Source organism: Winogradskya consettensis (assembly GCF_018332715.1).
Lineage (GTDB): Bacteria > Actinomycetota > Actinomycetes > Mycobacteriales > Micromonosporaceae > Actinoplanes > Actinoplanes consettensis.
Genome location: NZ_BOQP01000050.1, coordinates 35,669 through 58,284, shown reverse-complemented (window position 1 = coordinate 58,284; position 22,616 = coordinate 35,669). Strand labels below are relative to the sequence as shown.

22 protein-coding genes are annotated in these 22,616 nt (G+C 71.0%); 12 read left to right on the top strand and 10 right to left on the bottom strand.

Annotated elements, in window-relative coordinates; all coding sequences use genetic code 11:
• Positions 1-153: 153 nt before the first annotated feature.
• Positions 154-1,323 (top strand): sensor histidine kinase, encoded by a 1,170-nt coding sequence (locus Aco04nite_RS39525; protein WP_213002360.1) that lies wholly within the window; start codon positions 154-156, stop codon positions 1,321-1,323.
• A gap of 16 nt (positions 1,324-1,339) precedes the next feature.
• Here Aco04nite_RS39525 and Aco04nite_RS39520 read toward each other — a convergent pair whose 3' ends face one another.
• A complete protein-coding gene (locus tag Aco04nite_RS39520; RefSeq protein ID WP_213002359.1) occupies positions 1,340-2,005 on the bottom strand; it encodes a response regulator in 666 nt (221 codons plus the stop codon).
• 178 nt (positions 2,006-2,183) lie between these two features.
• Here Aco04nite_RS39520 and Aco04nite_RS39515 point away from each other — a divergent pair, with 178 nt between their 5' ends.
• The 5 genes from Aco04nite_RS39515 to Aco04nite_RS39495 all read left to right on the top strand — a co-directional run bounded on the left by Aco04nite_RS39515 (position 2,184) and on the right by Aco04nite_RS39495 (position 5,351).
• Positions 2,184-2,717 carry a hypothetical protein gene (locus Aco04nite_RS39515; RefSeq protein WP_213002358.1) on the top strand — a complete coding sequence of 178 codons (534 nt, stop codon included), beginning with the start codon at positions 2,184-2,186 and terminating at the stop codon, positions 2,715-2,717.
• A gap of 47 nt (positions 2,718-2,764) precedes the next feature.
• Complete coding sequence (locus Aco04nite_RS39510; protein WP_213002357.1) at positions 2,765-3,091, top strand: hypothetical protein; 327 nt, start codon at positions 2,765-2,767, stop codon at positions 3,089-3,091.
• A gap of 19 nt (positions 3,092-3,110) precedes the next feature.
• Positions 3,111-3,512: a hypothetical protein gene (locus tag Aco04nite_RS39505; RefSeq protein ID WP_213002356.1), complete on the top strand. Its 402-nt coding sequence runs from the start codon at positions 3,111-3,113 to the stop codon at positions 3,510-3,512.
• Positions 3,513-3,605: 93 nt separating this feature from the next.
• On the top strand, positions 3,606-4,475 hold the full coding sequence (locus tag Aco04nite_RS39500; RefSeq protein WP_213002355.1) for a LysR family transcriptional regulator: 870 nt from the start codon (positions 3,606-3,608) through the stop codon (positions 4,473-4,475).
• A gap of 57 nt (positions 4,476-4,532) precedes the next feature.
• Complete coding sequence (locus tag Aco04nite_RS39495) at positions 4,533-5,351, top strand: SDR family NAD(P)-dependent oxidoreductase (RefSeq protein WP_213002354.1); 819 nt, start codon at positions 4,533-4,535, stop codon at positions 5,349-5,351.
• 67 nt (positions 5,352-5,418) lie between these two features.
• Here the strand turns inward: Aco04nite_RS39495 and Aco04nite_RS39490 are convergent, their stop codons facing one another.
• The 4 genes from Aco04nite_RS39490 to Aco04nite_RS39475 all read right to left on the bottom strand — a co-directional run bounded on the left by Aco04nite_RS39490 (position 5,419) and on the right by Aco04nite_RS39475 (position 11,161).
• Positions 5,419-5,745, bottom strand: a complete 327-nt coding sequence (locus Aco04nite_RS39490; RefSeq protein ID WP_213002353.1) for a trypco2 family protein — start codon at positions 5,743-5,745, stop codon at positions 5,419-5,421.
• 15 nt (positions 5,746-5,760) lie between these two features.
• A complete protein-coding gene (locus Aco04nite_RS39485) occupies positions 5,761-9,075 on the bottom strand; it encodes a tetratricopeptide repeat protein (RefSeq protein WP_213002352.1) in 3,315 nt (1,104 codons plus the stop codon).
• Between the two features lie 185 nt (positions 9,076-9,260).
• Positions 9,261-10,142 carry an NAD(+)/NADH kinase gene (locus tag Aco04nite_RS39480; RefSeq protein WP_213002351.1) on the bottom strand — a complete coding sequence of 294 codons (882 nt, stop codon included), beginning with the start codon at positions 10,140-10,142 and terminating at the stop codon, positions 9,261-9,263.
• On the bottom strand, positions 10,139-11,161 hold the full coding sequence (locus tag Aco04nite_RS39475; protein ID WP_213002350.1) for an SPFH domain-containing protein: 1,023 nt from the start codon (positions 11,159-11,161) through the stop codon (positions 10,139-10,141). Before Aco04nite_RS39475 ends, Aco04nite_RS39480 begins: the two co-directional genes overlap by 4 nt.
• A 60-nt stretch (positions 11,162-11,221) precedes the next feature.
• Between Aco04nite_RS39475 and Aco04nite_RS39470 the strand changes: the two genes are divergently transcribed.
• The 3 genes from Aco04nite_RS39470 (at position 11,222) to Aco04nite_RS39460 (ending at position 14,090) form a co-directional block, all read left to right on the top strand.
• Positions 11,222-11,902 (top strand): NUDIX hydrolase, encoded by a 681-nt coding sequence (locus Aco04nite_RS39470; RefSeq protein WP_244876643.1) that lies wholly within the window; start codon positions 11,222-11,224, stop codon positions 11,900-11,902.
• A gap of 127 nt (positions 11,903-12,029) precedes the next feature.
• The gene (locus Aco04nite_RS39465; protein ID WP_213002348.1) at positions 12,030-13,286 is read left to right on the top strand and encodes a glycoside hydrolase family protein; all 1,257 of its coding nucleotides are present in this window, start codon (positions 12,030-12,032) and stop codon (positions 13,284-13,286) included.
• A gap of 192 nt (positions 13,287-13,478) precedes the next feature.
• Entirely contained in the window at positions 13,479-14,090 is a 612-nt protein-coding gene (locus Aco04nite_RS39460) for a hypothetical protein (protein ID WP_213002347.1), read from the top strand.
• Positions 14,091-14,186: 96 nt separating this feature from the next.
• On the opposite strand, the gene Aco04nite_RS39455 is transcribed toward Aco04nite_RS39460, so the two are convergent.
• The 4 genes from Aco04nite_RS39455 to Aco04nite_RS39440 all read right to left on the bottom strand — a co-directional run bounded on the left by Aco04nite_RS39455 (position 14,187) and on the right by Aco04nite_RS39440 (position 16,100).
• Positions 14,187-14,624 carry a VOC family protein gene (locus Aco04nite_RS39455; protein ID WP_213002346.1) on the bottom strand — a complete coding sequence of 146 codons (438 nt, stop codon included), beginning with the start codon at positions 14,622-14,624 and terminating at the stop codon, positions 14,187-14,189.
• 178 nt (positions 14,625-14,802) lie between these two features.
• A complete protein-coding gene (locus tag Aco04nite_RS39450; RefSeq protein WP_213002345.1) occupies positions 14,803-15,087 on the bottom strand; it encodes a hypothetical protein in 285 nt (94 codons plus the stop codon).
• Between the two features lie 100 nt (positions 15,088-15,187).
• The gene (locus tag Aco04nite_RS39445; protein WP_213002344.1) at positions 15,188-15,655 is read right to left on the bottom strand and encodes a VOC family protein; all 468 of its coding nucleotides are present in this window, start codon (positions 15,653-15,655) and stop codon (positions 15,188-15,190) included.
• Between the two features lie 4 nt (positions 15,656-15,659).
• On the bottom strand, positions 15,660-16,100 hold the full coding sequence (locus Aco04nite_RS39440; protein WP_244876642.1) for a helix-turn-helix domain-containing protein: 441 nt from the start codon (positions 16,098-16,100) through the stop codon (positions 15,660-15,662).
• 205 nt (positions 16,101-16,305) lie between these two features.
• Between Aco04nite_RS39440 and Aco04nite_RS39435 the strand changes: the two genes are divergently transcribed.
• Complete coding sequence (locus Aco04nite_RS39435) at positions 16,306-18,621, top strand: ATP-binding cassette domain-containing protein (RefSeq protein WP_244876641.1); 2,316 nt, start codon at positions 16,306-16,308, stop codon at positions 18,619-18,621.
• 152 nt (positions 18,622-18,773) lie between these two features.
• Positions 18,774-19,211 (top strand): SRPBCC family protein, encoded by a 438-nt coding sequence (locus tag Aco04nite_RS39430; RefSeq protein ID WP_213002343.1) that lies wholly within the window; start codon positions 18,774-18,776, stop codon positions 19,209-19,211.
• On the opposite strand, the gene Aco04nite_RS39425 is transcribed toward Aco04nite_RS39430, so the two are convergent.
• Entirely contained in the window at positions 19,208-19,825 is a 618-nt protein-coding gene (locus tag Aco04nite_RS39425) for an SRPBCC family protein (protein ID WP_213002342.1), read from the bottom strand. The genes Aco04nite_RS39430 and Aco04nite_RS39425 overlap by 4 nt on opposite strands.
• A gap of 104 nt (positions 19,826-19,929) precedes the next feature.
• On the opposite strand from Aco04nite_RS39425, the gene Aco04nite_RS39420 reads away from it, so the two are divergent.
• Positions 19,930-22,614 carry a helix-turn-helix transcriptional regulator gene (locus Aco04nite_RS39420; protein ID WP_213002341.1) on the top strand — a complete coding sequence of 895 codons (2,685 nt, stop codon included), beginning with the start codon at positions 19,930-19,932 and terminating at the stop codon, positions 22,612-22,614.
• Positions 22,615-22,616: the final 2 nt, after the last annotated feature.

The window sequence follows — 22,616 nt, the reverse complement described above, 5'->3', positions numbered from 1 at the left end:
GCATCCAGGCCAACACCGCGGTGTAGCCGGAAGCGCGAGACCACCCGTGGCCCTTTCCAGCACACCCGCTGGTCCGGGTACAGCCACCCGCGCGGACCGGCCTACTGCGTCCGGAGTACTCGCCGCCCGGCCCGGGCTGCGAAAATACGACCTGTGACCCTGCCCGACACCGCGCCGCACCGGTTTCCCGTCCGTCCGTTCTCGGGGGCGTCACGGGTGCTCGCGGTTGCGGGATACACGGTGATCGGGCTTAGCGCGGCGGTCGAGTTCCGCACGATCGCCGTCGCCGGGTACGACATCGGTGCGCTGCTGTCACTCGCGTCGACCGTCGCAGCGGTCGTGGTCCTGCGCCGGTTCCGGGTGGCGTCGCTGCTGCTTTTCGCCGCGGGACCACTGGCCGCCGGGCTGCTCGGGCACAATCCGACCGCGCTCTGGTCGATCGCCGTGTTCGGAGCGTTCCTGCTGGCGCTGCGCGGCCTGCCGGGGTTGCTGATCGCCGCGGTGACCGGGGCGGCGAACCTGGCGGCGGTGGGGTTCTACTACGGCTCGGTGGGTGTTTCCACCGATCCCTCCGCGTCGATCGCCGCGTTCGCCGCGCTGGTGGCCGCTTCGGCCGGCAGCGCCGTGCGTACCCATCAGCAGTATCGTGACGAGCTCGAGGGCCGCGCCCGTGCCGCGCTGGAGAGCCGGGAAGCTGCCGTCCGGCAAGGCCTCGCGGAGGAGCGGGTACGCATCGCCCGGGATCTGCACGACAGCGTGGGCCACCAGATCGCCGTGGTCAGCATGCACCTCGGCGCGGCGGAGGTCCGGCTGGCCGGCGACCCGCAGAGCGCCGCCGCCGACCTCGGTGCCGCGCGGGTGGCAGTGCAGGCCGTCCTTCTGGAGACCCAGCAGATCCTGCGCGTGCTCCGCATCGGCGGTGACAATGCGCCGCCGGCTCCGACGCCCAGCCACGAGCGTATCGGCGACCTGGTGGCAGGGTTCCGCGCGGCCGGGATGACCGTGGAAGCCGTCCTGCCCGACCTGACCCGTCCGCTCGCGGCGCACGTCAGCCAGGCGGCCTACCGCATCGCGCAGGAAGCGCTGACCAACGCGCAGCGCCACGGCACCGGAGCGGTGTCACTGCGGGTCGCCTTCCTGCCGGAGGACACCCTGACCCTCGAGGTCGTCAACGTCAGCGCCGGGTCACCGGGCGCCGGTCACCACGGCGGTAACGGCATCGTCGGCATGCGCGAGCGCGCGCAGGCGGCCGGCGGGTCCCTCGACGCACGTGGTGACGACAACCTGTTCCGGGTGTACGCCCGCCTGCCGGCCACCCGGTAACAGCGCCGCCATCACCTCAGGGCCCGGGCCGGATGCCCGCCTGGAACGCCCGCGTCACGAGCTGGGCCCGGTCTCGCGCACCCACCTTGGCCATCGCGCGGTTGGCGTGGGTCTTGACGGTGAACGGCGACACGTGCAGCCGCCCCGCGATCGCGGCGTTGTCGAGACCTTGCACGATCATCGTGACCACCTCGGCCTCCCTCGCGGTGAGCCCGGCGAACCGCTCGGCCGCCCCGGCATCGACCGGCACGCCCCGGTCCTCGGCGACATGACCGACAAGGGCGTCGACCGCGGCCGGTGACAAGGCATTGCGGCCCGACGCCACGCGCAGGATGCCGGCGGTCAGCTCCACCGGCCCGGTGCCCTTGTTGAAGAACCCGTCGGCGCCGGCCCGCAGCGCGGCGACGACGTTCTGATCCTGGTCGAACGTGGTGAGCACCAGAATCCGGACCTGCTCAGCCGGGTACGCGGCACGGATACGGCGGGTCGTCTCCACCCCGTCGATGCCGGGCATCCGGATGTCCATCAGGACCACGTCCGGCACGGCCGACGCGAGCAGCCGCAGGGCTTCGAACCCGTCCGCGGCCTCGGCGATCACCGAGAGGCCGGGATGAGCGTCGATGATCGTACGCAGACCCGCCCGGATGATCTCCTGATCGTCGACGATCATCACCTGGGTCATGCGCGTGGACGTCCCGCGACGGCGGATGGTGTGGTCACGGCCTGATCATCGCACCGCCCGCCGGACCGCACGTAGTGCGATCGCAGTACGTCCGACAGGTTCACCGAGACGATTCGCCGCCGCCCGCGCCGGGTCAATATCGGTGTCATCCGATGCGGCGAAACGAGAGGAACACACCATGACCGAGCAGGCAATCGCCGGCACGACCGGTTTCGTGGCCTACGAGTACCGGACGATCCGCGCCGACCGCGAGCTGGAATCGCTGTGGCGCGACAGCCTCCACAACTTCGGCTGGATCGTCGAGAGCGCCGCGACACCGATCTCGCGGACCACCGTGGTGATGCTCAAGGTGAAGCGTGACCGCCGGATCAAGAACCGGCCGATGGTGCTCGAACTGGAACGCAAGTGCGAGAGCGCACTGTCCGCCATCGCCCGCATGGAGAAGTCCAAGAACACCACGGCGACGGCGGTAGCGGCGACGATCGCGGTGCTGGGCTCGGCCTCGCTGGCCGGCTCCATCTTCACGCTGAACGCCGGCAACCAGCTGGTGTCGATCGTGCTGGGCGCCATCGGGCTGCTGGCCTGGGTGGCCGGTTACCTCGCGTACGGCGGCGTGAAGGGCAGCCGGACCGCCGCCCTGGCACCGCGCATCGACCACGAATACTCCGTCGTGCACGAGACCGGCGAACAGGGCGCCCGGCTCCTGTCCTGAACGGCACCGGTATCCGTCCGCCCCCACCCCGAGAGCCCGAGAATCGCATGACGACAACACCATCGCGCCGGACCCGGCTGGTGCAGCGGTCGAGCTCATTGCTCGTACGCTGCCGGACACGAATCCGGAATCACGTCGAGGCCCACCGTGCCGGCACCCCGCAGAGCATCCAGCGCAGCATCGCCATCGCCCGGTTCTCGGTGTACGGCAACCTCGCGATGTCCGCCTGGAAACTGGGCCTCACGGTGGTGTCCCCGTCGCTGTTCCTGTTCGTCAACGGGTTCTTCACCGTTGGGCTCGCCGGCGCGAAGGTCCTGGCGATCAGGGCACGGCCGGTCACGCCGAACCGCCGTCCCGCCGCCGTCCGAGAGTGATCCGCGGACGGCGGCGCCGGTGGAACGACGCGCGTACCGCACGATCGGGTGGGTGGTGCTGGGTTTGTCATTGGGCTACGTCGTCACGTGCGTGCCACTGATGCTCGACCGGAGCCAGCTCAGCCACTACGACAGCAACGTCGCCATCGGCATCGCCACCGTCGCCTTCACGGAACTCGCACTTGCCATCCAGGGAGTGATCTCCGCCCGGCGTACGCGGGCCGTCGTGGTCGAGGCGATCCGGCTGACCAACCTGGCCGGGGCCTTCATCCTGCTGGTCCTCACCCAGGCCGCGCTGCTGTCGATCAGCGACGACGGCGCATCCACCCACTACACGGGCCTGACCGGCGTCATCCTGGGCGCCGCGGCCGCGCTCACCGGCATCTACATGGTCCAGCACCGGCCGGGTCACCCGCGATGAGTCGCGTGTGGCCTGGCGCCCCGGCCGCACCGTCCCGCCGGGAGGCTCAACGGGACGATGTGTGGCTCACCAGCCTCGTGAGAGGGTTGCGGGGTGGCCGAGCTGGATCTGCGACACCTCGAATATCTGATCGCCGTGGCGGAGACCGGGAGTATCACCCGGGCGGCGCACCGGCTGATGATGACTCAGCCGGCGCTGTCGCGGGCGCTGCAGACCTTGGAGCGTACGGCCGGGGCCCCGTTGCTGGTGCGTGGCAGGCAGGCCACCACGCTCACCGCGGCCGGGACGGCATTGCTCGCTGACGCGTACGACCTGGTGGAACGTTCCCGAGTGGCGCTCGAGCGGGTGCGGGGCGTGCGGACGCTGACGGTCAGCGCGCCGGCGTGTGACGTGCTGGCGGTGGCGGCGGCGAGCCGGGCGTTCGAGGCCGAGCATGGCGAGGTCCGGGTGAGCATCGTGCCGCGGGACTGGCTGGCGCCGGAGGTGCTGCGGGCAGGCGGCGCGGATGTGGCGATCCTGCGCGACTCGTTCGATCGGTACGGGCTGGCCGTGGAGCCCCTGATGGAGGAGCCGCGGCAGGTGTTGCTCGGCGCCGGTCATCCGCTGGCGGGACGGGCGCGGCTGACGGTCTCGGATCTGCGGGACGAGACGTTCACCTACTGGTCGGGGATGTCCGCGGCGGAGGCCGCCCACTGGACCGGCGCCGACGTCGATCGCCGGCCGCGCCGGCAGACCCTGCGGATCGGCTCGGTGCCGGAGGTGCTGGCCGTTGTGGCGCTGGGCCAGGCTGTGGTGTACGCCCACGGGTCGACGTTGCCGGAGCATCTGCCGGGCATGTCCGTACGGCCGGTCGAGGGGCTGTCAGCGAGCCGGCTGGAGATCGGCACGCCGGCACGCGCCGCGCATCCGCTGGCCGGGCGGTTCGTGGAGCACGTCCGGCGCTGGCATGCCGGACAGGCATGACCGCTGCTGCGCGATCGGCATTACCGGGCGGGGCCGGTTCGCTGGTGCAATGACCGGATGCAAGATCAAGACATTGTGGTGGTTACGGGGGCGAGCTCGGGGATCGGGCTCGCCGCCGCCGAGCAGTTCGCGGCCCGCGGCTCTCAGGTCGTGGTGGTCGGGCGCAGCGAGCAGCGGCTGGCGGTGGCGCAGGACCGGGTCCGCGCGGCCGGGCAGGGCCGGGAGCCGGGCCTGTTCCGCGCCGACTTCGAACGGCTGGCCGACGTCCGGGCGCTGGCACAGCACCTGCGGGACACGTACCCGAAGATTGATGTGCTGGTCAACAATGCCGGTCAGCGCGTACCGGCGTACCGGCGCACCGTGGACGGCAATGAGGCCACGATGCAGGCCAACCACCTGGGGCATTTCCTGCTCAGCGGGCTGCTGCGCGAGCAGTTGCGCGGCGGCCGGATCACCACCACCGCCGTACGGCCGGCGCCCAACGTGCGCCTCGACCCGGACGACCTGACCGGCTCGCCGCAGCGTTATCGCAGCGTGCCGGCCTATCAGTCGACCAAGGCGGCGAACGTGCTGTTCGCGATGGAGGCAGCCCGGCGCTGGCCGGACATCCTCAGCGTGAGCTTCCACCCGGGCCTGGTACGCACGAACATCGGCGCCGACACCCCGCTGCGCTACTTCTTCCGCTACGCGCCGTTCCTGACCGGCCCGCACACCTCGGCCGCCCGGCTGCTGCGGCTGGCCACCGCCGCGCCCGGCACGCTGCACAACGGCGGTTTCTACAGCGACGCCGGCACCCGCCACCAGCGGCTGCCGGCCCTGTTCACCGCGGACAACGCCGCGCGGCTCTGGGCCGCTTCGGAGCAGGCCGTGCACTGACGAGCCTGCACGGCAGCGATCCTGCCGCTCCAGCCGGCCATGACCATGGCCCGCTCCTCACCGCAGTCTATCGGCCGAGGTGGCCGGATGGTGTCTCGTTGCCGAGGGCTCCCGGGTGGGCAGAGATCAGCAGGTCGTTGCCGTCCGGGGCCTTCGGGGTGAGCTGGACCTTGACCCGGTGGGTGCGGCGGCGGCCGCCGCCGGCTTCGGTTTCCGCGGTGACCACCCAGGCCTTGAAGCCGACCTTGGCCTTGGCGTCGGCGCGCAGCTCGACCTCGAACTCCATGTCGATCGGGCCGACCGTGAACGCGATGTCCTCGCCCGCACCGCGCTGGGCCGCTTCGAGCAACTCCTCGCGGATGGCCGCGACCGCATCAGCCAGTTCGATGTCCATCGTTCTCCTTCGGTATCAGCCGCGCAGCTCGGTTCGCATGCGGAGCAGGGTCACTATCGCCACCTCGGGCACGTCGTTCAAGGATCGGGTCAGCTGGAGGGCCTCGTCGGCCGAGCGTAGTCCGTCCTGGCGCATCCCCAGGCCGCCGAAGATCATTGTCTGGAGCACCAGGGTTCGCAGCAGGGCTGGTCCGTCACGGGTCTGGCGGCAGATTGCCGTGGCTTCGCCGATGAGCGTGCGCGCCTCTGGCAGACGAGCGGCTGCGGCGTGCAGTTTGGCCGCCGAGATCAGGATCTCTACGTGCAGGGGCAGGTTGATGACGGGTTCGGCCGCTGCCAGTTCCCGGTAGAGGGGGACCGCTTCCGCCGCGTTGTCCGCGGCCTGGTCCCTGTGTCCGGCGGTTTCCAGGAGGACAGCGAGCACCAGCAGCGACTGGGCGAGGTCTTTGCGGAATGCTGCCGGGCGTTGGTCCGCCAGAACGCGGCGGATGGCGACCGCCTCCCGGATCATTGCCAGCGCCTGCTCGCCGTGGCCGGCTTCGGACTGGTAGCGGGCGAGGTTGTTGAGCGCCATGGCGAGCAGCGGCGCGATCGCGTCGGGCCGGCCCGTACGGAGCCGGCGGTAGATCGTCACCGACTCCTCGCCGGCCGCCAGTGCCTCGCGGAGGTGCCCAAGATCGTGCAGTTGCAGGGACAGCGTGTTCAATGACATAGCGAGATTCGGCAGGTACGCGTCCGGCTCGTCCTCGCAGAGCCGGCGGCGGATGGCGACCGCCTCCCGCACCACGACCAGGGCCTCGGCCCGCCGGTCTCGTCTGCCGAGCTGGAAGCCGAGGTTGCTCAACGCCATCGCCAGCTCGGGGAGATGCCCGCCGGGATTTCGTCCGGCGAGAGTGCGCCGCAGGGCCACGACTTCGGTGATGGTCGCCAGCGCCTCGTCGTGCCGGCCGACCTCGGTCAGCCTGATGGCGAGGTTGTTGAGGGTCGTGGCCAGCGCCTCGTCGTCCTGCAGTCCGCGCCGGATCTGGACCGCTGCCTTCACCGCTTCGACCGAATCCATCCGGCGGCCGAGATGGCCTAGTTGGAGGGAGCGCACGCTGAGTGCGGCGGCCAGGTCACCGCGGTACTTGTCCGGCCATACGTCCGCGAGGCCCTGGATCACCGTGATCGTTTCCTCGGCGGATGCCAGGGCCTCGTCATACCGGCCCACTTCCATGAGCCGCAGGGTCAGCCGGTTCAGGCTTCCCGAGATCTCGTAGAGGTACGTCTCGGTGTCCTGCTCGGAGTCGGCCGCGGCGCGGTCCGCGGCCACGAGGCGCTGGGAGGCGTCGACCGCCCATCCGGCGAGCGTGTGGGTGGACAACGGAACGTGGAAGACCAGTGCGGCGAGCTGGTCGCGGGTCACCTGCGGGTCATCGGCCACCTTCCGCAGCGCGGTGATCAGCGGGCCGGGGCTCTCGACGCGGGTGGCGGCCCCGATGGCGGGCAGGGCGAGCCAGGCGGCTTGGCGTACGCACAGCTCGGTCAGGGGTTCGTCGAGTTGCCCGTCGAACGCGGCCTGGTGTGCCGCGCGGGCGAACACGGTGAGGAGCCGGTCGCGTTGAGGTACGGAGCTGGCGGACAGCAGCGGGTCGACGAGCCGTTGGTCCTTGAGGAGCCGGGTGCCGGCAAAGCGTTCCGCCAGCCGGTCCGGCTGCAGAGCGCCCCATGGCCGCGCGTCGGGCGGTGGGTACAGATGCGCGAGCCAGCGGTGGACCGTCTCGAGCAGGCTCTCAGGCCGGTCGCGCAGCACCTCCAACGAATCCAGCAGGGCTTCGGCTTCGGCCGGATTGTCGGCGCCGAGCAGGAACGTCGCGGCGAGCGTGTCCTGGAGCGACCCCTCGGGCAGCGCCGTGCGCAGGCCGAAGCCGTCCGCCGTCCGGTACCAGTGCCGTCGCTCATGGTGCAGGACACGGTCCTCGACCGGCATCGCCGTGTCCTCCCGCTGCCAGTCGACGCCGTACGCGGCGTCGAGGAGATCGGCGAGCGCGGTCATGTGCAGGGTCAATGCCGATGCGGGGCGTCCGGCGTCCACGTAGGGCGGGGTGTCCACCAGCAGCGCAGGGTCGATGTCGAGCTGGGACGTCAGGGCGGCAGCCAGGTCGGTGAGCGCATCCTGGTACGCGTCGGCGCGCCCGGCTGCCTCGGTTTCCAGTTCCAGCAGCCGGACGACGGGTGCGTCCTCGAGTAACTCGGTGGCGTACGGGCTCTCGGCCTGCAGTGTCTCCCACCAGTCACCGACCGAACGGGCCAGCAGCAGCATCCGCACCGGTGAGGTACCGGCGTGGCGGGCGCAGGCCCGGAGCACCTCGGCGACCTGGCCGAGCTGGGACTCCGCGTAGTCCACGATGACCAGCAGTGGTACGGCGACGTGCCCGATCACCTCCAGGGCGGGCACGGGGGCGCCGGGCCGCAACCACAGCACCGCCCACCGCTGGTCGCGCAGCCGCCGCCCCAGCTCGTGGGCGACGCGGGTCTTGCCCTGACCGCCGGGTCCGTGCAGCAACCAGGCCCGGAACCCCGCCGGCCCGGCCCAGGCGATCAGGTCGTCCATGAGCGTGCGCCGGCCGCGGAATCTGACCAGGTTCCGCTTGGCGATCAGCAGCGCCGCGGGGCTCCGGCCGTATCTCACCAGCTCGGCCAGGTCGTCGAGCTCGACGCCGTCGAGGGCGGGTCCGGCGGCGCCGTGCCGCCGCAGGATCGCGACGAACTCCGGGTCGTGGGCCAGCACATATCCGGGTACGGCGTCGAGGTGCGCATGTCCGCCACCGGCGAGGTCGGCAGCGATGACCCCGGTGAGCAGCCGGCCGCAGAAGAGGGCGGCCCCGGAGAGCCCCGCCCACGGCGACGCGCCCCGCGGTGGATGGTCGGACAGGCTGAGCACGTACCGGTCGGCGACGACGCGGTTGCCGGCGTTGATCGTGCCCGCCGGATGCCAGGTCTCCGGCGGTGACCCGGGGCGCTGTGCCCAGATCGGGAATCCCCAGGTCTCGGCGGGGATGCCGGACCGGTTGGTGACGATGCGGCCCCAGCGCACGGCGTCGCCGTCCCACCCCGGGTCTTCCGCCCCCAGCTCGAGCAGCGCGGCGTCGTCGCGGCCGCCCGGCGTGCCCCGCCACACGACGGTCGCGGGGAGCCGGGCCGCTGCGGTGGCGGCCCGTACCTCGACCTGGGCGCCGACCTGCGGGACGACGTGGGCTGAGGTCAGGACCAGTCGGCGGGCGATGGCGTAACCCGAGCCGTGACCGGCCGGTGCGTGAACGACGACAACCCGGCCGAGCTCCATCGACATCCGCCTCTCGCCCTTCGAGGCTCCACATTAGCTGCCAGGGAACAGGGAGCGGCGGTCGATGATCGAGGCCCCGCCCATCATGGCTACCCTGGCCGCGGCTGAGCGGGCCGAGTTCGGCTTCGTCCGGGACATGGCCGGGCTCAGTGACTCGACTCTGCCGGCCCGGGAGAGCGTCCGGGCCGGCGTCAGAGCAGGCGCAGGCGGCGGTCCGCGACGCCGACGGAGATGCGCTGGCCCCAGGCGAGCTGCAGGGCGTCGGACTCGAGGCCGTCGGCGAAGGCGACCAGGCGTTCGGACTCGCTGCTCAGCTCCAGGGTCTGGCCGGTGTGCAGCCGGCCGGCGACCTGCGTGACGCCGGTGGCGGGGGAGGGCCAGGCTTCCCGGACATACCAGCAGAGGGCCGCCTCGGCCGGGCCCGGCATCGCCGGGGCGGTGGCCCGTTCCCGGGCGATCGACGCGCACCAGCCGGTCGCGCCGGTGCCGGTGCCCACGATGACGCCGGACGACGACTGCCGTTCGCGGTCGCCGCCGGGGCCGGTGAGCACGTAGCGGGCGGACTGATGCCCCGGGTGTCCGAGGTAGATCTCGTTGAGGCCGTGCAGGGTCTGGCCGTCGTCCAACCGGGCGACGACCATGGCTCGCTCCTCGCCGTCGCCGCGGGCGTGCAGCAGGCCGGGGACCGCGGCGACGGGGTGCCGGACCAGGACGCCCGGGTTGCGGCCGGGCTCCGGGTCGACGCCGATGACGGGCTGGCCGTCGAGATATTTGGCCACGTTGGCGACCAGGCCGTCCTGGCCGACGGCGATCACCACGTCCTCGGGGGCGAACAGGAACCGGGGCAGGTCGGCGCGGTCGACGTGGCCGCGCCGCCAGTCCGCCGGGATCGCACTGCCCACCTCGGTGAGGGCGGCGGTCAGCGCGTCGTGCCGGGCGCTCACCTCGGCCAGGTCGCGGCCGCGTTCGCGCAGGAAGAAGGCGGCGGCACCGCGGGTGCTGTGCCGGGCGAGCAGTTCGTCGAGCTCGCTGCGCCGCGACACGATCACCACGCGCGGGGCGAGCGTGCTCATCCGAGCCGCCCGGCGAGCTTGCTGAGCAGGTCCGGGGTGATGGTCAGCTCACCGATGGCGGGGAGGTGTCCGGCGAGTTCCTTCAGGGCGAGGGCTTGGACCACCGCCGGCGGCAGGTCACGGTAGGCCGCGAGGCGCGCGGCTTCCGCCTCCGCTTCGGCCAGCCCGACCAGCCGGGTACCGGTGGCGCGCGCTTCGTCGCGTACCCGATCAGCATCTGCTTCTGCTGTTGCCGTGGTGCGCAACCGATCCGCGGAGGCCGCGTTGGCAACCAGCTGGGACTCGGCGTCCAGCTCGGCCCCGCGGCGGGTGTTGGCGCCACGCTGCTCGACCAGCAGCTGCTCCCGGCGAGCGAGCTCGATCTGGCTCTGCAGCTCGTTCTCCGCGATCGTGCGCTCCTGCTCGACGGCCTGGGCCCGCCGCGCGTACGTGGCACGGTCGGCCTCCTGCTGCACCTGCTCGCGGGTCGGTGTCTGCAGGGCGCGTTCCATGTCGGGCTCCGGACGAATCGCCACCACGCGGGCGCTGACCACGCTGACGCCGGTCTCGGTGAGCCGGGTGTCGTGGGCGAGCGCGTCCGCGACGGACTGCCGGACCGGGGCGATCCCCGTGGTCAGCGCCTCCGCGAGCGGCAGCCGGGCCAGCAGGTCCAGGGCGGGCTGCTGGGCCAGCTCGGCGAGCAGGCCGGCGACCTGGTCGAGCGGCTGCCCGCGCCAGCTGCCCCGGTAGGGGTCGATCGAGAAGTCCAGGCGAGTCGAGGCCGCGGCCGGATCGCTGACCCGGTACGTCACCGTGGCCTGCACCGTGACGTCGGCGAAGTCCTCGGTACGGGCGTGGAACAGCAGCGGTAGCTCGCGGTCGTCGACCGGAACCTCGGACAGCACTGCGGTCAGCGGCCGGTACCAGAAGGACAGGCCGGTTCCTGCGCGCTTCGCCTTGCCGCCGGCGGTGTAGCTGATCCAGCTGGTCGGGGTGCCGCGCAGGTGTCGCAGGTTGAATCGCCGGGTTACGTGGGCCATGGTCCCTCACTCCTTATTTCGTCATGCTGACGATAAACCGGCATGGGTATTATCGTCAACATGACGATTGCGGTGGACCTGGTGCTGCTGACCATCCGGCAGTCCCGCCTGCAGGTGCTGCTGATCCGCCGCGGCATCCCGCCGTACGAGGGGCAGTGGGCGCTACCGGGTGGCTTCGTCCTGCCCGACGAGGATCTCGAGGAGGCGGCCCGGCGGGAACTGCGCGAGGAGACCGGCCTCGATCCGGCGGCCGGGCACCTCGAACAACTCGCCACGTACGGCGCCCCGGGCCGTGACCCGCGTGGTCGGGTGGTCGCCGTCGCCTACCTGGCTCTGCTGCCCGACCTGCCGATTCCGGTCGCCGGCAGCGACGCAGCCGGGGCGGCCTGGCGGCCCTGCGACGAGCTGACCCGCGGCGAACTGGCCTTCGACCACGACCAAATCCTCGCCGATGGGCTTGAACGGGCCCGGGCCAAACTCGAATACACGCCGCTCGCGACCGCGTTCTGCCCGCCGGAGTTCACCATCGCCGACCTGCGCGAGGTCTACGAGAGGGTGTGGCGCACCACCATCGACCCCCGCAATTTCCACCGCAAGGTCACCGGAGCGGACGGCTTCGTCGAACCGGTCGGCCGCAGTGTGGCACGGGACCGGGGCCGCCCGGCCCAGCTGTTCCGCAGGGGGCCGGCGCGGCTGCTGCACCCGCCGTTGCTGCGCCCGCGCGACGGCGACCAGCCTTGACGGACGCCTCCATCGCGGATAACAACTTTGGCGCAGAACTGTCCGATCAGGCCGAGGTTCTTAGCGGCGATTTAAGTCTTTCCGAGGGGCCGCCGGGTGCGTTTCGTGCGCGGTTAGTTTCGGATCCATGTCACCTGTACGTAACCGGCGGCGCGTCCTCGCCGTCACCGTTTCCGGGATCGTGGTCGCCGCTCTCGGCGTGCTGGGCGTAACGAACGCGATGGCCGCCGATGCCGGGCCGATCACCGGGATCGGCGGTAAGTGCGTCGATGTGTCCGGCGCCGATCCGGCCAACGGCACTGCCGTGCAACTGTGGGACTGCAACGGCACGAACGCGCAGCGGTGGGCCCTCGACGGCGGTGCCGTGAAGGCACTGGGGAAATGCCTCGATGTGGCGGCGGCCTCGGTGGCCGATGGTGCGAAGGTGCAGGTGTACGAATGCAACGGCACCGGCGCCCAGAAGTGGACAGCCCGTAGCGGCGCTCTGGTCAACACCGGCTCCGGCAAGTGCCTCGACGCCGCCGGCACCCGTCTGCAGATCTGGTCATGCACCGGCGCCACCAACCAGGCCTGGAATCTGCCCGGCTCCACCACCGCGCCGACCACGGCGCCCACAGCTGCTCCTACGACGGCGCCCACGAGCGTTCCGCCCGCCGTGGGCAAGAAGGGCGTCAGCACGTGGCAGTTCCCCGGCCTGTCCGGCGCGGTCAAGGACGTCGGCGCGAAGTGGTACTACAACTGGGGCACGAACAACGACGACATGCCCGCGAACGCCGAGTTCGTCCCGATGATCTGGGATGAGAACGTAGACACGCCGGCGAACCTGGCGAAGGTCAAGACCGAGGGCAGCACACTGCTCGGGTTCAATGAGCCGGACATGGCCGGTCAGGCCGACATGACCGTGGAACAGGCGCTCAACCTGTGGCCCGATCTGCAGGGCACCGGCATGCGCCTGGGCAGCCCCGCGGTCGCGTACGGCGGTGACACCGCCGGTGGCTGGCTGGACCGCTTCATGACCGGGGCGAAGCAGCGCGGCCTGCGGGTCGACTTCATCACGGTGCACTGGTACGGCTCGGACTTCAGCGACGCGGCGGTCGGCCAGTTCATGGGGTACGTCAAGGCCGTGCACGACCGCTACAACCTGCCGGTCTGGGTGACCGAGTACGGCCTGATGAACTTCACCGGCACGCCGCGGTTCCCGAACACGCAGCAGATCACCGCGTTCATCACGAACTCCACCCGCCAGCTCGAGGCCGCGTCGTATGTCGAGCGGTACGCCTGGTTCTCACTCCCGGCGGTCGGCGACTCGGTCGACTACGGGCTGTACCGCGACGCCACCACGCCGACCGAGGCGGGCAAGGCGTACCGGGCGGCTGGCAGTTGACCACCCGCGTTCACCGGACCGGCCGGGCCGGCGACAAGCTCGGCGTCATCCACCAATCCTTATGAACCGGTGACGAATCGCCGAGAGTCATATCCTCGGCGACGGTCGAACCCTATGGTCGGGTGCTGTGAACCTCGTACCCGTTGGCAGCGCCGGTTTCGTCGATCTGTCGTCGACCGCGCGGTGAGTGTCGTGACCGGCCCCCGCCGCCTGCGCCCAGCGCGCACCCTCCTGCTCGTCACCCTCGGGCCGCTGCTGCTTGCCCTCGCCGGACTGATCCACCCGCACGGGCTGTCCGCCGCCACCTCGCACCGCTGGGTGCAGTTGCACATCGTCCTGCTCCCCGTCTTCCCTCTGCTCGCCGTCGGGTTCTTCGTGTTGCTGCGCGAACGGCCACGCGCCGATCTGCCCGGAGTGGCGACGATCGTGGCCTGGGTGTGCGCCTGTGTCTACGCGGCCGGCTACACCGGCCTGGACGCCGTGGCCGGAATCGCGGCGGGCACGGTCGCGGGCCAGCCTGGGGACCCGGTCGAGCTGCGCCGGCTGGTGCTGGCGCTGTACGACACCGCCGACCGCCTGGGCCACGTCGCCGTGTACGCGTTCCTCGTCGCTGTGCTCGCCGGCACCATAGCCCTGGTCAGCCGGCACGGCCCGCGGGTGATGCCCGGTACCGTCGTCCTGCTCCTGGCCGGCTACTCCTTCATCGACAGCCACATCTTCTCGCCGCGCGGTGTGCAGACCATGCTGGCTATCGGTGCCGGGTTCGCCCTGTGGACCTGGGCCGCTTCCCCGAAGCGCGGGTGACCGAGCTGGTCGCAGACCGGCGGCGGCGAGGCTGAAACAGCTCATGAGCGTGGCCCGGCATCCGGCCACAGCCGCGATCCCGGCGCCTCCGACAGATCAGCGTCCTTGAGCCGCGGAATCGCTGTGAGTGATCCGCAGGTAGTAACCGTCGGGGTCAGCGAGCCGGAAGTCATGCAGCCCCCACGGCCGCAACCCCCACTCCTCACTGATCGCCGCCCGCTGCTGGCAGCGCTCATAAAGCGCCCGCAGCTCGTCCAGGCCATCGACCTCCAGCACGATCTCGACACCGGCGCCCTTGCCGCCGGTGAGCCGTTGTCTGGTGAATCCCCGGCCTTCCGCCTGCTCGGGCAACTTCGCCACAGGCCCGAGTCCGAGCACGACCTGGCCTCGACGCAGACTCACGTAGTCCTCCGCGCGTCGGTCCACCTCGAACCCGAGCACATCACAGTAGAAATCGACGCTGACGTCCACATCGTCGACAAACAATTCCATCCGAAGCCGCATTTGCCGATGATCCATCACTCTGCCGGCCATCCGCCACGATGCTGCCATGTGCGCACGCCGGCGTCATCGAGTCAGCCAGCCCATGGCCGACGCGACCGACGCACCCACGAGAAGGGAAGTAGGCACACCGGACAGGGACGGGCCTGCGAGACCGGTGCGATCAGCAGGGCCGAACCGAGCAGCAGCAGACGGCTGCCGGAGATGTCGTTCACGGCGTGCAGGTGAGCAGAGCAGAGCCGATGAGCGGGTAGCTGCTTGCGTAGAAGATCGACGCGCCGGTCATGTTGGCGGCCAGTCCGGCGGCGAGCAGAAACCACGGCAGGCGCGCGGATGGTCGGTGCCGCCGTACCCCGACGATGACCGCCGCGATGGCGACCAGGTTGGCGACGGTACCTGCCATGATCACCGGCACCGTGGCCACCTGCGACAGCTGCGTGGTCATGAACAGCAGCGCTGCGGCAAAGCCGAGGATGGCCGTGCGCAGAGCCGTCACCATTGCAACGCTAGAGGCGCGTGACAGTTCGTACCCGCCGTTCGCAGGATTCGGCCCGGCACCCACCAGATCCTCAGCGAGGCCGGCTGCCCGCGTCGGGTCAGGCCTCGACGGGGCCACCCCAGCGGGCGATGTCCTCGTCGGTGACGGCGGAAGGCTGTTCGGCCGGCTGGGTGACGCGGATATGGTTGCCGAACGGGTCGCGGAAGGCGCAGTCGATGCCGTAAGGCTGCACCTCAACACCTTGGGTGAACTCCACGCCTTGGCCCTTGAGCGTGTCGTAGACGTTCTGGCAGTCGTCGGTGGTGAGGATCGCCGACGTGCCGAGGGCGCCCTTGGTGAGCAGGTCACGCACCTGCGCGGCGGACTCCTCGCTCATCGCGGGCGGCCCGGGAACCTCCAGCAGCAGCTGCCGGCCAGGGTCGGACGGAAGAGAAACCGTCAGCCAGCGCATGAACCCCATGTCGACATCAGCGTCGATCGTGAAACCCAGTTTGCCGACGTAGAAGTCCAGAGCCTCGTCCTGGTCGAGCACCCGGACCGTGGTAATCGTGATCGCCTTGAACATGCTTTCACGGTACGGGCGCTCCGGACGTGGGCGCTTCGCCAAAACTGATCGGTCGCAGCCAAGTTTTCACGAAGCACACCGGCGCGTTGGCAACCAGTCCTCGCCCGCGGTACTGCGACGGCGACACGCCGACGACGGCCCGGAACGCCCGGCTGAACGCTCCGAGGCTTTCGAAGCCGACCCGCAGCCCGACCTCGGTCACCGAGCTTGCCGGGTCGCGCAACAACGACATGGCCCGCTCGATGCGGCGGCGCTGCAGATAGCGGTGCGGGGTTTCCCCGAAGGTGCCGCGGAAGCTGCGGCTGAAGTGTCCCTGCGACATGTGTGCCAGCTTGGCGAGCGCGGGCAGGTCGAGCCGGTCGGCGAAGTCACGGTCCATCGCATCCCGTGCGCGAAGCAGTCGCCTGTTCTGGTCCTCGGTCGGCGACCACCCCGTTCTCGGCACGCCGACGATCGTAGTATCCGTCGTCCCGCACCCTCCGTGTACGAGGCGGGCGGTGACGTCGCTGGGCTGCGGCGCGCGCCTGCTCCACCTGCCGTCCTCGGCCGCAGCGGGGTGAGGCGCGTTTCGCGGCAGCCACGTGGTGTGTGCGAGTGTCCATCGGGGTGTTCCTGGTTGCGCCCGGGCAGCTTGCGGGTAGTCATGGATCATGGACAACTTCGTGCGCGTCCGGGGTGCCGGGGAGCACAACCTGCGGGACATCGACGTCGACATCCCGCGGGACGCGATGGTGGCCTTCACCGGGGTGTCCGGGTCGGGTAAGTCGTCGCTGGCGTTCGGCACGCTGTACGCCGAGGCGCAGCGACGGTACTTCGAGTCCGTGGCCCCGTACGCCCGGCGGCTGTTGCAGCAGGTCGGCGCGCCGCGCGTACGGGAAATCTCCGGTCTGCCGCCTGCGGTGGCGCTGCAGCAACGCCGGGGCGCACCCAGCTCGCGCTCGACCGTCGGCACCCTGACCACGTTGTCGAACCTGTTGCGGATGTTGTACTCGCGGGCCGGGACCTATCCGCCGGGGGCGGGACGGCTGGAGGCCGAGGCGTTCTCGCCCAATACCCCGGCCGGGGCCTGCCCGCACTGCCACGGCCTGGGGGTCGTGCACGACGTCGCCGAGGACCTGCTCGTGCCTGATCCTTCGCTGAGCATCCGCGACGGGGCGATCGCCGCCTGGCCGGGGGCGTGGCAGGGCGCCAACCTGCGCAGCATCGTCACCGGGCTCGGCATCGACATCGACAAGCCGTGGCACAAACTGCCGCGGAAGAAACGTGAGTGGCTGCTCTACACCGACGAGCAGCCGTCCGTGCTGATCAAGCCCGAGCGGGACCGGATCGACTACGGGTACATGGGCATGTTCTGGAGCGCCCGCAAACACGTCATGCACACCCTTGCCGACTCCAAGAGCGAGCGGATGCGCGACCGGGCCTTACGGTTCGTACGCAGTGTGCCCTGCCCCGACTGCCACGGCAGCGGCCTGCGCCCGGAGGCTCTCGCGGTGACCTTCCGCGGCAGGTCACTGGCTGACGTCAACACCATGCCGTTCTCTGAGCTGGTCACCGTGCTGCAACCGGTGGCCGGAGCAGGCGAAGCAGCCGTACGACTGTGCGCGGACCTCGTCGCCCGGATCGAGGTGCTGCTCGACCTGGGTCTGGGTTACCTGAGCACCGGGCGCAGCTCGACGACGCTGTCACCGGGGGAGGCCCAGCGCCTGCGGATCGCGACGCAGCTGCGCTCGGGGCTGTTCGGGGTCGTCTACGTGCTCGACGAGCCGTCGGCGGGGCTGCACCCGGCCGATGCCGAGCCGTTGCTCGACGTCCTCGACCGGCTCAAGGCGGCGGGTAACTCGCTGTTCGTGGTCGAGCACGACCTGGATGTCGTACGCCGTGCGGACTGGATCGTCGACATCGGTCCCGGTGCGGGCGAGGCCGGCGGGCGGGTGCTGTACAGCGGCCCGGTCGCGGGCCTCGAGCAGGTCCCGGAGTCGGCGACAGGTACGTACCTGTTCGGGCGGGCGGAACCCTTCGAGCACGTCACCCGTACGCCGCAGGGGTGGCTGCACCTCGGCGGCATCTCCCGGCACAATCTGCGCGACGTGTCCGTGGACCTTCCCCGGGGTGTGCTGACCGCGGTCACCGGGGTGTCCGGGTCGGGCAAGTCGACGCTGCTCGCGGAGACGGCGCTGCTGTCCGGGGAGTTCGACCGGCTGGTTCTGGTCGATCAGCAGCCGATCGGGCGTACGCCGCGCTCGAACCTGGCCACGTACACCGGGATGTTCGACGCGGTCCGCAAGCTCTACGCGGCGCAGTCGGGGTACAGCGCCGGCCGGTTCTCCTTCAACGTCGCCGAGGGCCGGTGCGAGACCTGCCAGGGGGAGGGCTTCGTCGCGGTCGAGCTGTTGTTCCTGCCCGGCACGTACGCGCCCTGCCCCAGCTGTCACGGCAAGCGGTACAACGCCGAGACCCTCGAGGTCACCTACCGCGGCCGGAGCATCGCGGACGTGCTGGCGATGTCCGTCGACGAGGCCGCCGCGTTCCTGACCGACGTGCCGGCCGCCGCCCGCGGGCTGGCGACGCTGCGCGAGGTGGGGCTCGGCTACCTGCGGCTCGGGCAGCCGGCGACCGAGCTCAGCGGCGGCGAGGCCCAGCGCATCAAGCTCGCGACCGAGCTGCAACGGGTCCGCCGCGGGCACGCGCTCTACCTGCTCGACGAGCCGACCGCCGGGCTGCACCCCGCGGACATCAGGCTGCTGTTGCGTCAGCTGCACCGCCTCGTCGACGCCGGCAACACGGTCGTACTGGTCGAGCACGACCTGGACACGATCGCCACCGCCGACTGGGTGATCGACCTCGGCCCGGGCGGCGGTGACGCGGGCGGCCGGGTCGTCGCGGCCGGCACCCCCGCCGACGTCGCCCAGGTCGCTGACAGCGCGACAGCCCGGTTCCTGGCGCCCCGGCTCGCGTCGGATAGGTAGTTCCTGCCGACGCGAGCCGCCCTTTCGCGAAACAAGATGGCCTCGTGCGAAAAACAACAACAGCTGTTCATCTGGCCGTGGTTATGACCACGGCACTGGCAATGCCATCTGCGGCCTCCGCGCACGCCAGGCACCACGAGGTGTGCGGAGGCGTGACGGTCGACGTGGGCGCGCCGGTGATCGCCAGAGCGAGTGCCTTCGTCGAGGCACCCGTGTGGCGGGCCTGGCAGTTGCACACCGGCATCGACGAATGGGACACCTGGATCCCGGAGATCACCCCGGCTCGCAAGCGCACCCCGGGTCCGCTGAGGCCGGGCTCGGTGTTCGACTGGTCTCCGCAGGGCATGAAGGTCACGTCGACGGTCACCGCCGTCGAGTCGCTGCGGTGCACTGCATGGGCGGCCCCGGTCGGCGGCATCGACGGCGTGCACCTGTGGACCTTCAAGAAGGTCCGGGGCGGCACGATCGTCACTACCGAGGAGTCCTGGTCCGGGCCGCCCGTCGAGGTCGATGTTCCCGGCAACCAGGCGAGCCTGGACGCGGGCCTGCGCGACTGGGTACAGCGGCTCGAGGAAACCGCCGAGGCCTAACGCTGGCAGGTGGCCTTTTCGGCTGTGGTGGTGAGCTCGGTGAGCCAGGCTTCGAGGCCGGCGCCGAGGTAGGCGGTGGAGGTGGGGATGTCCGCCTCGACCTGGGCGCCGTTCCAGGTTTCCTCGGTGCGGACCAGGACGCCGCCCCTGACCTCGGTGAAGTTCCAGACGTGGGTGCCCTTGTCGATGGTCAGGCCGTCGCCGGTCGCGGGGCCGGTCCAGCGGAGGCATTGGTGCTGCTTGAGCTGCTGGACGGTGGAGGTGATCACCAGGGTGGTGGCGGGGGTGGTGGCTGTCTCGGGGACCGGGGTTGTCCAGCGGAACTGCGAGCCCGGGCGCAGTTTGCCCTTGGTCAGGAGTTTGCTGCTGGTCACCGCCTGCTGCCAGGCCGGCCACCGTTCGACGTCGGTCTGCAGGTTCCAGATGGTGTCCAGGGGTGCGTTGATCACCGTTTCGGTGCGGTAACGGATTTTCGCGGACGGGTCGACGCCTTGTCCGGCGCAGGTCAACGACGACGCGGGTGCGGGCCGGCCGGTGGGGGCTGCGGCAGCGGGTGAGGCGGCACTGACAGCCACCGTGGTGGCGAGCAGAGCGGTAACAAGTCCTGCGGGCATGGTGCGTCTCCTTGGTCGTGGGGTCTTGACCCCCACGACTCTGCCGCGATGCCCGTTTGTGCCGCGTCGGTATGCATTGCCTACCTTCGGCTACCGTTGCCGCTGTGTGGACACCGGGCCTCAAGTCCGACCCGCTGGTCGGCAGGCGTGCTGAGCAGCGGCGAGTGGGCGAGCTGATCGGGGCCGCCGGTGCGGGCCGGGGCGTGGCACTGGTCCTGACCGGTGAGGCCGGCATCGGTAAGAGCGCGTTGCTGGAGTACGCGCTGCGGGAGGCGTCCGGCCTCGAGGTCGTCCGCTCGGCCGGGTCGGAGTTCGAGCAGGAGTTGCCGTTCGCGGCGCTGCACCAGTTGTGCGTACCGATCCTGCGGCATCTGCCTGAGCTGTCGGGCCGGCACCGGGCGGCCCTGCAGGTCGCGTTCGGCCTGGGCGACGGGACGCCGGACCTGTTCCACATCGGGTTGGCGGTGCTGGAGCTGATGGCGGTGGCGGCTCAGGACCGCCCGCTGCTCTGCCTCGTGGATGACGTCCAGTGGGTGGATGCGGCGTCGTTGACCGTGCTGGCCTTCCTCGCCCGCCGGATGGGCGCGGACCGGATCTCCATGATCTTCGCGGTCCGGACGCCCGCCGTGCCGAGCGAGCTGGGCACGGTGGAATCGCTCGCCGTCGCCCGGTTGAGCGATGAGGACGCGCGGGAGTTGCTGGCGCGGCGGAGCCCGTTGGTGCTGGACGAGCGGGTGCGGGACAGCCTGGTCGCCGAGGCGCGGGGTAATCCGCTGGCGTTGGTGGAGCTGCCGCGCGCGGGCGGGTTTCTGCTGCCCGCGACGCCGTCGACGCCGACCCGGATCGAGGAGATCTTTCAGTCCCGGCTGCGGGCGTTGCCGCCCGGGGCCCGGTTGCTGCTGATCGTGGCGAGCGCCGACCCGACGGGTGATCCGGGGCTGCTGTGGCCGGCCGCTCAGCAGCTGGGGCTGGACGTGACGCGGGCCGCGGCGGAGGCGGCCGGCTCCGGTCTGGCGGAGTTCGACGCCCGGATCCGGTTCTGCCACCCGCTCGCCCGGTCGGCCGTCTACCGAGCGGCAGCCGTGGAGGAGCGTCGCGCTGCGCACGCCGCACTGGCCGAGATCGTCGACCCGGTCGTGGCCCCCGACCGGCGGGTCTGGCATCGCGCGCAGGCCAGCAGCGGACCGGACGACGACGTCGCCGCGGACCTGGAGCGGTGTGCGTCCCGTGCGCAGGCTCGCGGTGGCGTTGCCGCCGCCGCCGCGTTCCTCGAGCGCTCGGTGGCGCTGACCATGGACCCCGCCCTGCGTGTCGAACGAACCCTGGCGTCGGTGCAGGCCACCCTTGACGCGGGCGGCGCCGATCCGGCCGCGGATCTGCTCGCGACCGTCGACGTCGCGGCACTCGACGGGTATCAGCGGGCCCGGGTCGACGTGCTCGGTGGCAGGATCGCTTTCACCAGGCACGGCGACGGCACCGGCCCGATGCTGATGGTGAGCGCCGCACGGCGGCTCGCGACGCTGGACGTGCAGCGCTCGCGGGACTGTTTCCTCGACGGCATCGAGATGGCGTTGTCGGTGGGCCGCGCCCGTGGGGTCATCGACGAGGTGCTGGCCGCGGCCCGGATCGACGCGCCGCCGGTGGCGTCCCCGGACATCCTGGATGTTCTGATCATGCTGGGTGCGCAGGGGCCACGCGGCGCGGTTCCGTTGCTCGCCGGGTTGCCGGGCGACGACGACCCGTGGTGGGCGTCGCGGCCCGCACTGGCGACGATGATCGCCGCGGAGTTCTGGGACTTCGACACCCATGCCGCCATCGCCGACCGGCTGGAGAAGTCGGGCCGCGAGTCGGGCTCGCCCGCGCTGCTCCGGCTCGGTCTCGGGCAGAAGGCGTGCGAGGCCGTCCTGGTCGGGGACGTCAGCCGGGCGATCACGGCGATCGCCGAGGAGGAAGCGATCGCCGACGCGGTCGGTGACTCGCCCCTGATGTATCCCCGGTTGCTTCTTGCCGCCTGGCGCGGACGGCGTACCGAAGCCCTCGCGCTCTTCCGCAGCGCCACCGAGGCGGAAGCCGGGCGAGCCGGCGGCCAGGTCACCAACCTGACCTGGACGTCAGCGACGCTGCACAACGGGCTGGGCAACTATCCGGCCGCGCTGGACGCCGCCCGCAAGGTCGTGGACGACGAGCTCTTCCACGTCGGGGGTGCCCTGCTCGAACTGATCGAGGCGGCGACCCGGTGCGGCGAACCCGCTCTCGCAGCCCGGGCCCTCGCATCGCTGACCGACCACACCCGGGCCGGTGGCACACCCTCCGCCCTCGGCGTCGCGGCGTCCGCGCGAGCGCTGGTGACCGGCGTCGAGGACCACTACCGCGAAGCGCTCGGCCATCTCGGCGAGAGCCCGCTCAAACCCTACCGGGGCCGCGCCCACCTGCTGTACGGCGAATGGCTGCGCCGCCAGGGCCGCCGCCGGGACAGCGTCCAGCACCTGCGAACGGCCCACGACCTGCTGTCAACGTCCGGAGCCGAGGGGTTCGCCCGGCGTGCCGCGGGTGAACTGCGCGCGGCGGGGGAGAAGGTCAACCGCCCGTCCGAGCAGACCCCCGGCACGCTCACCGCGCAGGAGATCGCGGTCGCCGGGCTGGTCGCCGCGGGCGCCACGTCCCCCGAGGTCGCCGTCCAGCTCTTCATCAGCAAACGCACGGTCGACGCCCACCTGCGCAACATCTTCCGCAAACTGGGCGTCACCTCACGCCGGCAGCTCAAGGATCAACGCTTCACCCTCGGGTGACG

What these genes read in the sequence shown, in the direction of transcription:
- Aco04nite_RS39465 (WP_213002348.1), top strand. Translation starts at nt 12,030, where the DNA reads ATGTCACCTGTACGTAACCGGCGGCGCGTCCTCGCCGTCACCGTTTCC.
- Aco04nite_RS39515 (WP_213002358.1), top strand. Translation starts at nt 2,184, where the DNA reads ATGACCGAGCAGGCAATCGCCGGCACGACCGGTTTCGTGGCCTACGAG.
- Aco04nite_RS39475 (WP_213002350.1), bottom strand. Translation starts at nt 11,161, where the DNA reads ATGGCCCACGTAACCCGGCGATTCAACCTGCGACACCTGCGCGGCACC.
- Aco04nite_RS39480 (WP_213002351.1), bottom strand. Translation starts at nt 10,142, where the DNA reads ATGAGCACGCTCGCCCCGCGCGTGGTGATCGTGTCGCGGCGCAGCGAG.
- Aco04nite_RS39445 (WP_213002344.1), bottom strand. Translation starts at nt 15,655, where the DNA reads ATGTTCAAGGCGATCACGATTACCACGGTCCGGGTGCTCGACCAGGAC.
- Aco04nite_RS39485 (WP_213002352.1), bottom strand. Translation starts at nt 9,075, where the DNA reads ATGTCGATGGAGCTCGGCCGGGTTGTCGTCGTTCACGCACCGGCCGGT.
- Aco04nite_RS39435 (WP_244876641.1), top strand. Translation starts at nt 16,306, where the DNA reads ATGGACAACTTCGTGCGCGTCCGGGGTGCCGGGGAGCACAACCTGCGG.
- Aco04nite_RS39490 (WP_213002353.1), bottom strand. Translation starts at nt 5,745, where the DNA reads ATGGACATCGAACTGGCTGATGCGGTCGCGGCCATCCGCGAGGAGTTG.
- Aco04nite_RS39520 (WP_213002359.1), bottom strand. Translation starts at nt 2,005, where the DNA reads ATGACCCAGGTGATGATCGTCGACGATCAGGAGATCATCCGGGCGGGT.
- Aco04nite_RS39470 (WP_244876643.1), top strand. Translation starts at nt 11,222, where the DNA reads ATGACGATTGCGGTGGACCTGGTGCTGCTGACCATCCGGCAGTCCCGC.
- Aco04nite_RS39495 (WP_213002354.1), top strand. Translation starts at nt 4,533, where the DNA reads ATGCAAGATCAAGACATTGTGGTGGTTACGGGGGCGAGCTCGGGGATC.
- Aco04nite_RS39455 (WP_213002346.1), bottom strand. Translation starts at nt 14,624, where the DNA reads ATGGCCGGCAGAGTGATGGATCATCGGCAAATGCGGCTTCGGATGGAA.
- Aco04nite_RS39425 (WP_213002342.1), bottom strand. Translation starts at nt 19,825, where the DNA reads ATGCCCGCAGGACTTGTTACCGCTCTGCTCGCCACCACGGTGGCTGTC.
- Aco04nite_RS39510 (WP_213002357.1), top strand. Translation starts at nt 2,765, where the DNA reads ATGACGACAACACCATCGCGCCGGACCCGGCTGGTGCAGCGGTCGAGC.